The organism is Nocardia sp. NBC_00881 (genome assembly GCF_045207455.1).
GTDB lineage: Bacteria > Actinomycetota > Actinomycetes > Mycobacteriales > Mycobacteriaceae > Nocardia.
This window is the reverse complement of sequence record NZ_CP108798.1, coordinates 3,391,552-3,405,751: the sequence shown is the minus strand read 5'-3', so window position 1 is coordinate 3,405,751 and position 14,200 is coordinate 3,391,552. Positions and strand designations below refer to the sequence as shown.

Sequence of the window (14,200 nt, the reverse complement as noted above, 5' to 3'; positions counted from 1 at the left end):
TTTCGGCGTCGTCGGCGCCAAATGCCCAGTGCACCAAGGCAGATAGATATCGATGTCCTGGGTTTTCGCGGATTGGGCTGTGCTGCTCGCGTCATGTGAATGACAATTCAAGGGACGTGGTCACCGCGGGAGGGAGTCGTTGTGGGCAGTGAGTACACGTCGGCGCTCGAGCGGGAGATCGCGAACATGCGTTTGCAGCACGAGGGGTTGCTGCGCGCGGGGCAGCGGTGGTCGCTGCGCGCGTTGTTCAGTACACCCGACTGGGACATCGTCGACTATTGCCGCGATTTCCGGCCGAACCGGTTCGGTCAGGAGGCATGTGCCGAAGTCGAACGGTTTTGCCGCGCGCACGGGATCTGGCTCGAGCCCGGCGGCGAGCACTACAACAGCATGACGCCCTACCTGCATCCCGGGGCGATAAGTGCCGAGCGGATGACGATTATCGGTCTCTACAACGCAATCCTGTTCTGGCTCAACGACACTGTCGGCCGGGAGAAGTTCGGGCACTTGGACGGCGCCGCGCAGGCACTGGCATGGGTGGCCATAGACCGGCTGTGTGAGCTACTGCGAACTCGGTCGGCGCCAGTGGACCCGACCGAGTTGGAGATATCGACGTCGTCGTTTCTCGCGATGCTGTCCGACCTCGCGGAACCTGCTTGGCTCGACCGTTTCATCGCCGTCACCATCGCACACCTACGGCCCGCGATTCGGGATCAGAACGCACGTGCGCGAGGGGGACTGCTCGGGGTCGCGGAGTACATCGATCTCCGAGCCCAGGTCTCGGGCATGTATCCGGCGATCGCGCTGTGTGAATTCGGTCGAGACGACTACCTGCCCTGGGGTCGGATTCGGAACGCCGGTCTTGCCGGCGACCTCCGCCGTATGCGGGTCTTGGCCGTGGAGATCGGTGCGTTGATGAACGACGTGTTCTCCTTCGAGAAGGAGTGCATCGTCGATTTGGCGGATTTCAACCTGATCCCCGTGGTCATGTTGAACCATCCGGGGTGGATGCTGGAGGATGCCGTGCGGCACGCCGCCGAGATCGTGCGTGCGAAGCTCGTGGAATTTCGAACAGTAGGTGCGGCCGCCGCTGAACGATGCGATCGCATGGGGGCGACTGATTCCGAGCTCGCGGCGGCAATGTCGACGCATTTCGAGGACTTGGTCGGCTGTGTTCAGGCGACGTGGGTGTGGCAGATCAAGACGTTGCGGTACAAGGGAGCATCGGTCTTCGCGGAGAACAACCTGGCGTAATCCCTATCGCCAACCATGGGAATGGTCGAAGGTGGAAGTTTCTCGACGTTCTTGCATAAAGGTAGTTACGATGCGTCGGGGGCTATAGCGACCAGAAGGCGAGGGGGTTGCGGTGGAAGGGATCGAGTTCGGCACTCTGGCGGACTTGTGGTGGCGTTCGCTCCAGTCCGTCACCGGCCGATCGGTGTCCGTACCCGACCCGCAGGTTCTGTTCCTGAGCCTGGTCGAGGAGCTGGTCGCCGGTCTGGAGACCGAACAATTCGACGCGAGTGTCGGCATTCGCATCGGTTCGGCGCTGGTAGTCGCCGGGCTGGTCGATCCGGATGTGCCGAGTACATCCGCGCAGGTGCTGTACCGGTTGGCCGAGTGGAGTTCCCCGGAGACCGGCCCACGGCTCGCGGCGCTGCTCGCCGCGATCGGGCAAGGTTACGAAGCCGAACTGCAACGGCGCCGTCCAGGGCAGCACGCCGACGAGACGGCCGTGTGGGAAGCGGACCGTGCCGTCGACGCGAGGTTCCGCGCGGTCTTCGACAATGCGGCGATCGCGATCGCCATCGGCGACACCGACGGCACGCTGCTGGATGTCAACCGAGGCCTGGCCGACATCATCGGCGTGCCGATCGAAACATTGCGAGGGATCTCCGTCTACGACTTCGCGCACCCCAAAGATCGGGACGGTATCCGCACGCTCGTCTACGAGAAACTGGTCCCGACCGGGGAAGGCGCGGTGAAGCTGGAACAGCGGATTCGTCGGGCCGACGGCAGCTATGGGTGGGCGTCGTTCGCCATCACCTTCGTCAAGGGAGCCGACGGGCAAAGCGACTATCTGCTCGCCGTCGGCGAAGATGTCACCGAGCAGCACCGGATGCGCGAGGAACTGCACTGGCAGGCACGCCACGATCCCCTCACCGGACTGCCGAACCGGCGGCATCTCATCGAGCGGATCGACACGATGATCGTCGACGCCCACGACGGGGACCGCGCGGGCCTGTGCTTCATAGATATCGACCGCTTCAAGCACGTGAACGACCGCTACGGCCACGGAACGGGAGACCAGATCCTGACCGCGGTGGCAGCACGTCTCCAGGAGAGCGTGCGCGGAACGGGGTGTCTGGTCGCAAGAATCGGTGGTGACGAGTTCGTGGCGCTGGTCCCACCGCCTGCGAGCGACCACCGGGTCGCGACCGTAGCGAACAGCCTCGTGGAAGCGCTCGTCGATCCGATCGCCGTAGGCGACCGACGCCTACACATGTCGATCAGCATCGGGGCGGTGGTGACGACGGTTGCGGGCGCGGATGCCGAGTCACTGCTCGACGCCGCCGACACCGGGTTGTACCGCGCGAAGGCCGATGGCAAAGGCCGGTGGGTACTGCACATTCTCGACACGGACCAGACCCGCGGACCGCAACCCGTGCCGTGAGTTGTGGTGCGCGATTCCGACGATTCCACCGTTCCGGCGGCTGAGCGGCCCGCAGCGTTTCCTCCAGGGCACCCCTTATCAGCTGTCCAGCACCTTCCGCAGGAAAGCCTGTGGGACGCTCGGCCAACTGTCTTTCCAATCACCTGCTCGCAGATCGTGCTCCAGGGCACGAACCAGCGATGCGATCCACGGGCCCTCGTCGTGAAACGGCCGAATCAGGCCGACGTCGGCGTACTTCGCCAACACCGGCACAAGGGAGTCCTTGGCCGCGTCGAACTTTCCGGACGCCGCTAGGCAGGAGGCGAGCAGTAGCTGTGCCTGCGACGCGGCTCGTGGGCGTCGGGCGGCGTCGATGGAATCGTGCAACGTCGAGGCGCGCGCGGCGGCGGCTGCGACCCGCCGCGGCATTCCGGATCGCATCAGCATCCGGATCGCGGAATCCTCACGCAGTTCCGCGGCCAGTATCGCGACACCACCGTCGCCCGCCGCTGGTTCGGTCACATAAGTGCTGGTAAACCGGAGCCGGACCTGCTCGTTGGCGATGCGGGTGGCCAGACGTGGCAACTTCAGGGCTTGTGCGGCCTCGGCGCCTTCGTCGAGGCGTCGCGCGGCGGCGTCGCGGTGTCCGCGCAGTGCCTCGATCCGGGCACCCGTCGCGTAGCTTGCCATCATGAATTCGACCGGGTTGCCCTCGGTGCCCAGTCGACCAGCCTCGTCCAGGAAATGTTCGGCCTCGGCGAGCTGGTCGCGCTCGTACAGCAGCTCGCCGAGCAGGGCACCGGCCAAGCGCGCGGCATAGGACTCCGGGCCCGAGTTTGTGGTGGCGACCTGTAGCGCCGTGCGGAAGCTGTGTTCGGCGGCGGCGATATCGAGTTGTTCACGCGCGGCGATGCCCACCAGGCTATGGCTGTACACCAGGCTGAACGAGCTGCGGGTCTGCTGCTGGTAGGGCGCGGCCCACTCGTGCCATTCACGGGATCGGTCGTAGTCGAAGCGGCAGATCGCCGAGAAGGCGGCGAGGTTGGCGGCCGAGCACAATGCCCACGGACCCAACGTGTCGGTGTGCGCCAGACAGTCGGTGACCGCCGCGTCCACACCCTCGAGACGGTCGGCGAACGCGCGCTCCACACAGTCGATGAGGTTTGCCTCGCGGGAGAGATCTGAGTCGGCTGCCGCCCCTTCAGCCGACTCCCGCACGAGCCGCAACGCCGCATGGGCCTCGGTGGGCCGGCGCAGGAGTACCTGGGCCCACGCGACTCCCATTTGGAGCCACGGACGTGCGCAGGCGGACGCCGGTGGAAGTTTGGCGACCAGGCCGAGATAGGTCGAAAGCTGTGCATCCTGCACGAGGTCCCGGGCTTTCGCTTCGATGATGTCGACAGCCTGTTCGTCATCCCCGCAGGCCAGCGCGTGATCGATGGCCTCGCTGAGCATTCCGTGGTTGCGGAACCAGGTGGCGGTCGTCCGATGGAGTTCGTTCACTCGCTCGGGATGGTCGCGTTCGAGTCGCTGCCGGAGGAACTCTGCGAACAGGTGGTGGTAGCGAAACCATTCATCGTTCTCGTCGGCCCGGCGCAGGAACAGGTTGCGCCGTTCGAGGTTCTCCAGCAATGACTGCCCGTTCGGGTTGCCGGTCAGCGCGGTAGCCAAGCTGCCGCAGATCTGCTCGGGAACTGATGTGGCGAGCAGGACGTCGAGCAATTCCGGCTGCATCGTGTCGAACACATTATCGGCCAGGTATTCGGCGAGGGCGTGATGTCGCCCGGTGATGTCGCTGATCAGCGCCGCGGCGTCGGGGTGCTCGCGCAGCGACAGCGAGGCGAGTTGCAGTGCGGCGATCCATCCGTCGGTGCGGTCGCGCAGCGCGGCGCTCTCGTTGTCGGCGGGCGCGAGATCGCCTTGCCCCGCGAGGAACGCTTTCGCTTCGTCGACGTCGAAACGTAAAGCCGTGGCGTCGATTTCGACGAGTTCGTTATGAACTCGCATAATGCTGAGCGGCAATCCCTCGTAGGAACGGCTGGTGATGATGATCTGCAGGTGGTGACAGCCCCGCTCCACCAGAAAGCGGAAGGAGGCGATGGTGGCCGGCGCGGTGACCCGATGCCAGTCGTCGATGACGACGGCGAACCGTTCGCCACGGTTGTGAATGGTATCGATCAGAGTGGTGAGCACATAGCGCGTGATTCCCTCGTCCCCCTGTTCGAGTACCCGAGCGAGGTCGGGCACCAGCGTGGGGCACGCCTGGTTGAACGACTCGATCAGGTGCGCGAGGAACCATAGGACGTTGTCGTCGTCGCGGTCGGCGTTCAACCATGCCACCGTGACCCGCTCGGTCTCGGTGAGATACTCGGCCCACTGTGCCGCCAGAGTGCTCTTGCCGAACCCGTCCGGAGCATGAATGAGGGCCAGCCGCGGCCGCGGGTCCCTCCGCAGAACATCGATCAGTCTGTCGCGCGGAACCAGCGCCCGGCCGGACTCGGTGTCGGGGGCGGGCGGGGGGCGGCTGGTCGGAACCGAAAGCAGCGGGCGGCGGATCTCGGGCGGACGCGCCTGGTGATCGTCTGTGTGGACGCGCAGGACCATCTCCTCGACCGGCTCGCCATGGGTGCGCTGGACATCGCGCAGCAACTCACCGAACTCGGCCGCCGACCGGGGACGGTCCGCCGGACGGTGCGCCATACCGGCTTCGATGGCGGCGCACACGTCGTCGGGAATACCCTCGGGCCGCAGGTCGGGAAGTGGGTCGGCGGTGATACGGAGGAACTGCGCGACGATCTGCTCACCAGAGTGGCGCTCGTAGGCCGCGTGGCCGGTGATCATGGCAAACAGCGTCGCGCCGAGTCCGTAGACATCGGAGGCCGCCGACGGGTTGCCGGTGCGCAGCACTTCCGGTGCGGTGAACGCGGGTGACCCAGTCACCACACCGGTGATGGTCTCGAATCCGCCTTCGACGCGGGCGATACCGAAGTCGGTGAGTTGTGGCTCCCCGTAGTCGGTGAACAGGACGTTGCCCGGCTTGATGTCGCGGTGCAGGATCCCGGCGCGGTGCGCGGTTTCCAGGGCTCCGGCCAGTGCGATCGCTATCGGAAGGGCATCGTTCCAGGTCAGGCGACCTTCCTGGTGGATACGGATCTCCAGTGAGCCGTACGAGTAGTACGGCATCACCAGGTACGGCTGCCCGCTGCGGGTGGTGCCCACTTGCAGTACGGGCACGATGTTCGGATGCCCGGACAGCACACCCATCGCCTGCTGCTCACGAAGGAACCGCTCGACGTTCTCCGGCTCCGACTCCGGCCTGGCGGTGAGGACCTTCACCGCGACGTTGCGACTCAGTGCCCGTTGCCGACAGCGGTAGACCACACCGAAACCGCCATGTCCGATTACTTCGGGGTCGTCGAGACCCGCGTCCTCCAGTTCCTTCTCGATAGCTGGAGGCCGGTCGCGCTGTGTTGTGAACGGGTCTGAACCGACCATGGCCCTGCTCTGTATCGGTATCGGCGATCCCTGTGCTCGATTCTCAGTTTATGCCTGGCGAACCGCCGAATCGGCCCGATCAATAGAAGCCTTCCGAATTGCGGCATGCTCATGTGGCGAGGGCTGTCCGATGCGACCCCGTCCATCGACCAGCAGGCGCTCGCCGAAGCTGATCTCGTCATCACCAGGGCACGTCGAGAACGGGGTCTGATCGCCGCCGATCTCGATCCCGCGACTTCCAGCTCGTGGTGATGGGGATGGTCGTCGCCCCACTGCTGCTGTCCGGTTCGTGAGTTGTTCGCCATGGACGTGCAGTCAGCGGAATTCGAGCAATACTTTGGCGAATATTCGAGCGACACTTCGGCCAACAGTTGCGCCGCATTCTTCCCCCTCTCAGCCGCTCACCATCCTGCGACCGGGCGCCTTCGCCGCCAACGCCCGAACCCGATTCCCCACCATTCAAGCCGAACGCGTTGTGCGCCTGCCTTTCCCGGAGTTGAGCCGACCCCGATCCACGAGGCCGACATGGCCACCGCGGCTATCGCCGCACTCGACGATCCGGGCCACATCGGCAAGATCTATCCCCTCACCGGGCCCGATCCCTGTCGCATCGGCAGCAGGTCGATGCCATTGCCGCCGCACTCGAAGAACACGTCGAGTTGGTCGAGCTGAGCTATGAGGAGGCGGCCGAGTTCTTCTACCGTCGGGTGCTCGACCTGTGGACCGAGGGTGGAACGAACCCGAGCCCGGTCGGCCCACCTCCGAATCGGTGACCGGCGTCCCTGCCCGCACCTTCGCCATGTGGGCGGTCGACCACCTGGCCGACTACCGCTGACGGATGTCCCGGTGCGGCAGCATCATCGAGACCGGCGCGGCACCACGGCGGCGGCACAGCATCGGCGCCTCCGCCTGGGCCGACTCCGAAGTTGTTGCCGCGGAGGCGCTGTGGGCATCGCGCGCTGTCAGTACGCCTTGACCACAGCAATGCGGACGCAATCTTGCGTTCTTGCATCGGCGCGTGCATGATCCAGCTAGCCTAGTTGTGACAACCGATCCGATAACCGGGATAACCGAATCGAGAGCCAATTATGTTGGTACAAAGAGCGTTGGTGTCGGGTGAACTCGGAGTTACGCGGTGAGCGCGCCGACAGTCGGCGCATTGCCCACCGCGCCGCAATTACTATCCGCTTTCCAGGGGCGGCGTTTCGAAGACCGCGAACTACTGCGTTCCGCGCACGCACTCGCCGAGCTGCACGCGCGTCGCGCGCAGGTCAGGGACGCTGCCCTGATAGCCGAAATGGACTGTCGCCGTTGCGAACTCGTCGACGACATCAACGAGTGGATTGCCCAGGAGGTGCCACAGCACCGCAACGGGGCCTCCCTGCACACCGAAAGCCTCGGTGCGGTGGTGGACCGGATGGCGCGTAGCTGGGTGGACGCGAATCAGGTGATCGACGCCGAGGGCGCGCGCAGCGGCAATACCCATAAACACTGGTACCAGCTGGCCGAACTGGTCGATGGGTACACTGATCTGGTAGCCGACGTGGCCGGTGGCCGTCGCCGTTTGCCGGAACAATGAACTTGTCGCGAGGGCGGTGTCGACACCATCAATGACACTGCCTGCGTTGCTTTTCCGAACGGCGAAAGCCCCCGCTGCCGCGCCGTCCGGACAGTGACGTCAGCTCACTGGCCGCAGTGACGGTGGGCGCAATGGTGCGCCTCGCCCGGCGTGCCGCGTGGTTGACCGGCGCGGCACGCCGGAAGCGAATCCTGTTCTCCCGCAATCACTATGCATCAGCGGCGTGGCGTGCCGTGTCTGTAGGCGGCTCAGGTAGCGCGGACGAGTCGACCCCCGTCATTCCGGCGGACGCCGGTATCCAGCAGCCAACGGGAGACGGCCCGCGGCCTTGACGGTCGCCAGGACGGGTGTCGTCTCCACTGTGTGGATACCTTCCAGTGCGCCCAAGCGTCGGGTGAGGTAATGGTGCAGCGCCTCGGGATCCGGGCACATCGCTTGCGTGACAAGGTTTGTTGGGCCGGTGGTGGCCGCGACGAACGCCAGTTCGTTGTGTTCGGACAGGGTCGTTGCGACGCGATCGAGGTGCGAGGGTGCCACCGACATCCAGAGCAGGGCTTGGGCGGTGGCGCCGAGAAGAGCATCGTCCACTTCGACGTCGAAGAAGATCGCTCGGGCCGCTCGGAGATCGGCGAGGCGGCGGGTGACGGTGGCTTGGGACCAGCCGGTTGCGGTGGCGAGGTGGGACAGGGTGGCTCGGCCGTCGTGCTGGAGGGCGGCTAGGAGCGCGGCGTCGGAGTTGGCTGGAGCCCGAGGGCGCGCGGGGCCGGATGGGTTCGGCTCCAATAGTCTTCTTTGGTGGTCGGTGAGAGCCGCGACGTGGCCGCGCCAGGCGGTCGGGCCGCCGAGGTAGGTGTGCAGGATGTAGTGGGCGGAGACGGCTGTGATGCCCGCGGTTCGGGGGATATTTTGCAGCAGGCTCGAGCGGGAGACTTCAGCGCCGCGCGGGATATTCACTACGAGAAGGATTTCCGTGCCGCCGGAGGTCAGTTTGACCCAGGAGGTGTCGCGGCGGCGGGCGAGGCGCTGCCAGGCAGGCGATCGTCGACCACGGCGTACCGGAAGAACTGGCCTCCGCGATTATGGCGTTGCGGGCCATCGCGCTCGAGGCGTTCACCTCGGTTGTGCATCCGACCGTCGAGAAGATCACCGGCAACCTGCCCCGCTCCTTCCGGGAATGGGCCGAGCGGCATCGCGACCGGCTTGCCGCGGTACGGGCGGAGTAGCCGATAGAAATCGCCGTGCACGACAAACCGGCATCAGCTCGACTTGACCTGGAGTGCACTCCAGGTCGTAGCGTGATGGTTCAGGGTTGTCGATACACGAGGGAGCGTTCGATGGAGCTCGGTTTTCACCTACCGATATTCGACATCGACGGTGGTGCCACCGCGATTGCCGGTGAGCTGGCCAGAGTGGGTGCCGCGGCGGAGGAGTCCGGTGCTACCTGGCTGTCCTTCATGGACCATTACTTTCAGATCGAGCCGACCGGTCTGCCGGCGGAGTCGAACATGCTGGAGGGCTACACAACCCTCGGCTACCTCGCCGCGCATACCTCCAGCATCGAACTCGGCCTTCTCGTCACCGGCGTGACGTATCGGCACCCGGGCCTGCTCGCCAAAATCGTCACCACGCTCGATGTGCTGTCCGGTGGCCGGGCCGCACTGGGTATCGGCGCCGCGTGGTTCGAGCGCGAGCACCATGGGCTCGGCGTGCCGTTCCCGCCCACCGCCGAACGGTTCGAACGGTTGGAGGAGACGCTGCGCATCTGCCAGCAGATGTGGGACCAGGAGAACAACGGACCATTCGACGGCGAGTACTACCAACTCGCCGAGACGCTCTGCTCACCGCAGCCGATCCACCAGCCCAAGGTACTCATCGGCGGTGGTGGGGAGCGCAAGACGCTCCGGCTGGTCGCGCGATACGGCGACGCGTGCAACCTCTTCGGTTCCTCGCCCGAGGACGTCGAGCACAAGCTGGAGGTGTTGCGGCGGCACTGCGACGACGTCGGGCGGGACTACGACGAGATCCGCAAAACCATCATGGCCAACAATCCGCGGCCGAATCCGGATAATCGCGACGAGTTCGTCCGGCAGATGGCGGACTACGCCAAGCTCGGCGTGCACGCCGTCATCGTCACTCCGACCACCGGGTCTCCCGCCGCCTGGATCGACGCCATGGCGCCGACCGTCCCACAGCTCGCCGAACTCGGATGAAGTACAACCGCGTGACGCCAGAACTCTCGATCGGCGGCACGTAGGTGCGGACATTTGAACGGCGAAGGTGCGTCGGTGCCGGCCGTGTTCGATAGCTGATAGTCGTCGCTGTGCCTGCGGGCGCAGGCGTTGTCCCGGTGCGCGCAGTGCGCGGATTCGCCTGTTCCGGGGGACTTGCCGCTCGCCGCTGGGCGCGGTTCGGTCAACGCGAACAGTCATATGTATAGTTGGCAAAAGCAACTAGTTGTAGGTGCTAACTATGCTTACTGTTCGGGGAAAATAGGTGAGGACTATGACCGCTGCTGCCCGTGACCAGGCTGCCACCGCAGCTGACCTGGATGTCGCGGATCAGGTCGGCGTGCAGCTGGTCCGGCTCATGCGAGCGATCAACCGTGCGAAGTCGCAACTGGGCAAGCATGGTCCGGACGGGTTGGAACGGCTGGCGTACTCCGTGCTGTTCTGCCTCGTTCGTGACGGTCCACAGCGCACCGGTAAGCTCGCCGAGCTATTGCATGCCGAGATCTCCACCATCAGCAGACAGAGCAGATCGCTTGTGGCACATGGCCTCGTCGAGCGCCGGGCAGACCCGATCGATGGCCGTGCGTGCGTACTCGTGGCCACCGAGGAGGGGGAGCGGGTGTTTGAGCAGAACCGCATTCTGCGCAACCGGTGGCTGGCCGAGATTCTCGCCGACTGGCCTGCGGAGGACCGGGACAGCCTGACCGATCTGCTCGACCGGCTCAACACAGGTATCGAGACAACTCCACGACAAACAGCCGATCAGAAGTAGGGCTCAGTTATGACGAATTCCACCATCCAGGCACAGGCGGCGCCGCCGGGCTTGGACGCGGGCGAGGGCAATGCACTGTCGCACCGGCAGATCCTGACTATTCTGTCGGGCCTGCTGCTGGGCATGTTCCTGGCCGCACTCGATCAGAACATCGTGAGCGTCGCGATCGTGAAGATCGCCAACAGCCTGCACGGTTTCGATGAACAGGCGTGGGCGACCACTGCGTATTTGATCACCGCGACGATCACCACACCGTTGTATGGCAAGCTGGCCGACATCTACGGCCGCAAGCCGTTCTATCTCACCGCGATCGGCCTGTTCGTCATCGGTTCGGTGGCATGCACCTTCGCCACCTCGATGTACCAGCTCGCCGGCTTCCGCGCCTTCCAGGGACTCGGTGCCGGTGGGTTGATGTCGCTGGCGTTCACCATCATCGGCGACATCGTGCCCGCCCGTGAGCGGGTGCGCTACCAGGGCTACTTCATGATGGTCTTCGGCACCGCGACCGTGCTCGGCCCGGTGCTCGGCGGCTTCTTCTCCGACTACGACCAGCTCGGCGGCATCGAGGGTTGGCGATGGGTGTTCCTGGTGAACGTGCCGGTCGGCGTGATTGCCCTGCTCGTGGTCGCCAAAGTGCTCAATGTGCCCCACCAGCGCCAGAACCACCGCATCGACTGGTTCGGTGCGCTGACCTTGGCGATCTTCGTCGTGCCGCTGCTGCTCGTCGCCGAGCAGGGCCGCAACTGGGGATGGACCGACGAGCGGTCGCTGATCTGTTACGGCATCGGAGCGGTCGGCTTCCTGCTGTTCGTCTTCGTCGAGTTCCTGATGAAGGACGCGGCGCTGATTCCGCTGCGGCTGTTCAAGAATTCGACCTTCAGCGTCACCATCGCGGGCGGATTCATCGTCGGTGTCGCGATGTTCGGCGCGATGACCATGGTCCCGCAGTACTTCCAGGTGGTTCGCGGCTACTCGCCGACGAAGGCCGGTCTGTTGCTGCTGCCGCTGGTGTTCGGCATCATGATCGGCTCGCAGTCGGCCGGTCGGATCACCAAGAAGACGGGCCGCTACAAGATTCTGCCGGTGGCCGGCACCTTCATCATCGCGATCGGCGCGACGCTGTACGCGCAGGTGCACTACGACAGCGCCCTGTGGCAGCCTCTGGTCTACTGCGGGCTGATCGGCCTCGGGCTCGGCTGTTGCATGCAGACGTTGATCATCGCCGCGCAGAACGCCGGACCCCGCTCGGACATGGGCGTTTCGACCGCGGCGGCCACGTTCTTCCGGCAGATGGGCGGCACGCTCGGCGTGGCGGTGTTCCTGACCATCCTGTTCAACCTGTTGCCGCACCGGATCACCGACGCCTTCGGTGGCCAACTGCCGCCCGGATTCGACTCCGAGCAGCTCAGCAGCATGCAGAGCAACACCAGCGGAATCGCCGCCCTGCCCGACGAACTGAAGGTGCCTATCCTCACCGGCTTCACCAACTCCATGCACGGTGTGTTCTACGCTGCTGCCGCGGTCGCGCTGCTGGCCTGCGTGGTGCTGATTTTCATGAAAGAGATTCCGCTGCAGGACGATCCGACCGCGGCGGTGCCCGCGCCGACCGGCGAGCCTGCGGCGGCCGTTGCCGAGTCGAGCTGGAACGAGGACCAGGTCTGGGAGGGCGCCGCGCGGGCGCTGTCCGAGCCCGAGCCGGTGCTTGCCGGGGTGGTTGGGCGGCATGCGTCGGTTGATCGGAATGGTCATGGTGGGTACCGGGTGGGTGCTGCGTCGGAGTCTGTGCTGCCGACCGCGGAGTTGTCCGGGGCCGATTTCGATGGTGGGTCGCTGGGTGGTCGTATCCGTCGTGAGGACGGTCGTGCGGTGCCGGGTGCGGCGTTGACGTTGATCGACCAGCGTGGTCATCAGGTCGCGCGGGCGACGGGGGCTGTCGATGGCGGTTATGTGATCAGCGCACCGGTGGTGGGGGGTTATGTGTTGATCGTGTCGGCGACGGGGCATCAGCCCGCGGCGGTCAATGTGGCGCTCGGTCGCCGGTCGCAGCAGCTGGACGTGACCTTGACCGGGTCGGGTGAGTTATCGGGTGTGGTCCGCAGCGCCGGTCGTGGTGAACCGCTGGCGGGCGCGACGATCACGTTGACCGATCTGCGTGGTGAGGTCGTCGGGGCGGCCGTCTCGGGTGGTGACGGCTCCTACGTGTGCCACGATGTGGTCTCGGGCACTTACACGCTGGTGGCTGTCGCCGCGCATAGGCGCCCGCACGCGACCACTTTGACGGTGCCCGACACTGGCCTGCTGCGCCACGACATCGAGTTGGCCGCGATGGGTGTCGTCGCTGGATCGGCGTGGGCTGACAGCGGCCGCGCGGTGGCCGATATCCAGATCACGGTGCTCGACGCGGCAGGTGAGTTGACCGCCACGGCACGTACCGATGAGGACGGCCGCTACGTGGTAACCGATCTGCCCGAGGGGCAGTACACGATCGTCGCCCGCGGCTACCCGCCGGTGACCAGTCAGGTCACCGTGTCCGGTGGGGAGGTCGCCCACGATGTGCGCCTCGGTTACGGGCCCGAGGACCACGCGTGAGCGGGTTGACCGCTCACATACGCACTGCCGAGGGGTGGCCGGTGGCGGAGGCGGTACTGACGGTGACCGATATGCGCGGGCGTCAGATTGCTCGCGTGGTCGCCGATGCGACCGGGGCGGTGGCCACCGAGCCGCTGCCCCCGGGCGCGCACACCGCGGTATGCACCGCCGCCGGGTATCAGCCGGTGGCCCGGACCGCGCAGATCTCTACGGCGGGCACGGGTGTGCTCGGCGAGGTCGTGCTGGCACCGGTGGCAGGTGCGGTCGCGTTGCCACCACCGGGGCCGTGGACGATCGATCCGGTGCATTCGACGGTGATGGCGACCGCGCGTCATTTGGGTATCGCGAGTATCAAAGCGCGTTTCGGGCAGGTGAGTGGGCGGATCGAGGTCGCGGAGGTGTTCGAGCGGTCTTCGGGACTGGCGGAGATCGCAGCGGCGAGTATCGATACCGGTGTCTCGATGCGCGACAATCATCTGCGTTCGCCGGAGTTCCTCGATGTCGAGGGCTATCCGGTGATCACCTTCACCAGCAACGGGTTGCGCCGTACCGGTGCTGACACGTGGGTGATGCCGGGTGAGTTGGTCTTGCACGGGCAGCGTCGTCCGGTCGATCTCGATGTGACCTACGGTGGTTTCGGAGCCGACCCGTGGGGTGGTGTTCGTGCCGCGTTCCACGCCGAAACAGTGCTACACCGTAACGATTTCGCCATCGACTACAACGCGGTGGTCCGCGCCGGAGTCGCCGCCATCGGGACCACAGTCAAAATCGACCTGGACATCGAAGTAGTGCAAGGAGAACAACTCCCAGCAATGTAAGCCGGTCGAGGCGGATGTTCACGCCGCCGGTGACGGTGACGGCGAGCGCGACGGGGCGTCCTGCCC

The 14,200-nt window shown here is 65.5% G+C and carries 12 protein-coding genes; 10 read left to right on the top strand and 2 right to left on the bottom strand.

The annotated features are described in order from the left end of the window. The first annotated feature begins 141 nt into the window (after window positions 1-141). Complete coding sequence (locus OH799_RS13940; protein ID WP_406280282.1) at window positions 142-1,254, top strand: terpene synthase family protein; 1,113 nt, start codon at window positions 142-144, stop codon at window positions 1,252-1,254. 112 nt (window positions 1,255-1,366) lie between these two features. Then, complete coding sequence (locus OH799_RS13935; RefSeq protein WP_406280279.1) at window positions 1,367-2,674, top strand: diguanylate cyclase domain-containing protein; 1,308 nt, start codon at window positions 1,367-1,369, stop codon at window positions 2,672-2,674. Between the two features lie 78 nt (window positions 2,675-2,752). Here OH799_RS13935 and OH799_RS13930 read toward each other — a convergent pair whose 3' ends face one another. Further along, a complete protein-coding gene (locus tag OH799_RS13930) occupies window positions 2,753-6,148 on the bottom strand; it encodes a protein kinase domain-containing protein (protein WP_406280277.1) in 3,396 nt (1,131 codons plus the stop codon). A gap of 105 nt (window positions 6,149-6,253) precedes the next feature. On the opposite strand from OH799_RS13930, the gene OH799_RS13925 reads away from it, so the two are divergent. The 3 genes from OH799_RS13925 to OH799_RS13915 all read left to right on the top strand — a co-directional run bounded on the left by OH799_RS13925 (window position 6,254) and on the right by OH799_RS13915 (window position 7,727). Beyond that, window positions 6,254-6,400 carry a hypothetical protein gene (locus tag OH799_RS13925; protein ID WP_406280275.1) on the top strand — a complete coding sequence of 49 codons (147 nt, stop codon included), beginning with the start codon at window positions 6,254-6,256 and terminating at the stop codon, window positions 6,398-6,400. 51 nt (window positions 6,401-6,451) lie between these two features. After that, window positions 6,452-6,820 (top strand): hypothetical protein, encoded by a 369-nt coding sequence (locus OH799_RS13920; protein ID WP_406280273.1) that lies wholly within the window; start codon window positions 6,452-6,454, stop codon window positions 6,818-6,820. Window positions 6,821-7,283: 463 nt separating this feature from the next. Continuing rightward, window positions 7,284-7,727, top strand: coding sequence for a DUF4254 domain-containing protein (locus OH799_RS13915; protein ID WP_406280271.1), 444 nt, complete (start codon window positions 7,284-7,286; stop codon window positions 7,725-7,727). Window positions 7,728-8,003: 276 nt separating this feature from the next. Here OH799_RS13915 and OH799_RS13910 read toward each other — a convergent pair whose 3' ends face one another. After that, window positions 8,004-8,681: an Lrp/AsnC family transcriptional regulator gene (locus OH799_RS13910; protein WP_406280269.1), complete on the bottom strand. Its 678-nt coding sequence runs from the start codon at window positions 8,679-8,681 to the stop codon at window positions 8,004-8,006. A gap of 125 nt (window positions 8,682-8,806) precedes the next feature. On the opposite strand from OH799_RS13910, the gene OH799_RS13905 reads away from it, so the two are divergent. From OH799_RS13905 to OH799_RS13885, 5 genes are all read left to right on the top strand, one after another. Beyond that, complete coding sequence (locus OH799_RS13905) at window positions 8,807-8,950, top strand: hypothetical protein (protein WP_406280267.1); 144 nt, start codon at window positions 8,807-8,809, stop codon at window positions 8,948-8,950. 111 nt (window positions 8,951-9,061) lie between these two features. Next, a complete protein-coding gene (locus tag OH799_RS13900) occupies window positions 9,062-9,937 on the top strand; it encodes an LLM class F420-dependent oxidoreductase (protein WP_406280265.1) in 876 nt (291 codons plus the stop codon). 292 nt (window positions 9,938-10,229) lie between these two features. Further along, window positions 10,230-10,727, top strand: coding sequence for a MarR family winged helix-turn-helix transcriptional regulator (locus OH799_RS13895; protein ID WP_406280263.1), 498 nt, complete (start codon window positions 10,230-10,232; stop codon window positions 10,725-10,727). Between the two features lie 9 nt (window positions 10,728-10,736). Continuing rightward, complete coding sequence (locus OH799_RS13890; protein WP_406280261.1) at window positions 10,737-13,316, top strand: MFS transporter; 2,580 nt, start codon at window positions 10,737-10,739, stop codon at window positions 13,314-13,316. Further along, window positions 13,313-14,134 (top strand): YceI family protein, encoded by an 822-nt coding sequence (locus tag OH799_RS13885; RefSeq protein WP_406280259.1) that lies wholly within the window; start codon window positions 13,313-13,315, stop codon window positions 14,132-14,134. Before OH799_RS13890 ends, OH799_RS13885 begins: the two co-directional genes overlap by 4 nt. Window positions 14,135-14,200: the final 66 nt, after the last annotated feature.